Consider the following 1,283-nt stretch of genomic DNA (forward strand, 5'->3'; position numbering starts at 1 on the left):
CACCGTCGACCTGGACGAGGGCATCACCGGGCCGGCCCGGGAACGGCTCGCCGACGCCGGCTGCCACCCGGCCGTGGTCACCGGCGACGGGGCGCTCGGCTGCCCCGAGCGCGCCCCCTTCGACGCGGTCATCGCCACCTGCACCCTGCCTGCGGTGCCGGCGGGCTGGCTGCCGCAGTGCCGGCCGGGCGCGCGGATCCTGGCCCCGCTGTCCACCGGGCTGATCCGCCTGCGGGTGCGGGACGAGGGATACGCCGAAGGCCGGTTCCTGCCCACCTCCGCGTACTTCGTGGCGCTGCGCGGCGGCAGCCCGCCACCGCCGCCGGTGCGCTCCGGCGGCCTGCCCCGGTACGCCACCGACAACGAGCTGTTCCGCTTCCTGCTGACGCTGACCGCGGGCAGCCTGGACCCGGAGGAGGCGTACGCGCTGTGGCTCCAGGAGGACCGTCCGCGGCGGGAGCGGTTCGGCCTCACGGTCGGCGGCGGCCGGCAGTGGGCGTGGCTGGACGACCCGGCGGGCCCCTACGCCTGGCCGCTGGGCGCGGCGGAGCCGGCCGGCGGGTGATGACCACGGCCCGCCGGCCGGCTCCGCACCGCTGCGGCGGTCAGCCGCGGACGATGGTGATCGTCGTCCACGCGCCGACGTGCACCCGGTCCCCGTCCCGCAGCGGGACGGGGACATAGGGCTGGATCGGGTCCTCCGCGCCGTTGAGCGTGGTGCCGTTGGTGGAGTTCTGGTCCACCACCGCCCAGGTGCCGTCCGGCTGCGACACCAGCACGGCGTGCTGGTGCGAGACGCCCGGGTCCTCCGGCGGCACCGACAGGTCGATCTCCGGGGACTCGCCGGTGGAGTGCCGGCGGCGGCCGATGCTGATCTGGTTGCCGGAGAGCACCAGCCGCTGCTCGGGGGAGTACGCGGGCAGGTTCAGGCCCGCCGCCTCCGGCCCGCTGCGCTGCATCATCGCCAGGAAGTACGACCGGTCAGGGGCCACCACGGCGGTCCAGGTCGCGGGCGCGTCCGGGAAGTGCGGGGCGGGCGGCCCCTGCGGCGTGTGCGGTCCGGGCAGGCCGTCGCCGCCGTAGGAGGGGCCGCCGGGCGCGGGCCGGCCGGCCGGGCCGGGCGGGGCCTGCGGTCCCGGCCCGGTGGCCACCGGCCCGGGGGCGGTCGTCGCCGGTCCGCCCGCGCCGCCGAGCGGCCCGGACGGGGTGTGCGAGCCGGGCGGGGTGTGCGAGCCGGGCGGGGTGTGCGGGCCGGGGCCGCCGCTCGGACCCGGGCCGCACAC

General features: G+C 78.8%; 1 protein-coding gene and 1 pseudogene. One reads left to right on the plus strand and one right to left on the minus strand.

All coding sequences use genetic code 11. The annotated features are described in order from the left end of the window. Positions 1-565 (plus strand): annotated as a pseudogene (locus C6N75_RS29130) (methyltransferase domain-containing protein); the annotation flags it as partial. A 40-nt stretch (positions 566-605) separates the two neighbouring features. Here C6N75_RS29130 and C6N75_RS29135 read toward each other — a convergent pair. After that, positions 606-1,283: FHA domain-containing protein (locus C6N75_RS29135; RefSeq protein WP_258177675.1), on the minus strand; the 678-nt coding region annotated here is incomplete at its 5' end.

The sequence above is a fragment of the Streptomyces solincola genome (assembly GCF_002982015.1).
Classification (GTDB): domain Bacteria; phylum Actinomycetota; class Actinomycetes; order Streptomycetales; family Streptomycetaceae; genus Streptomyces; species Streptomyces solincola.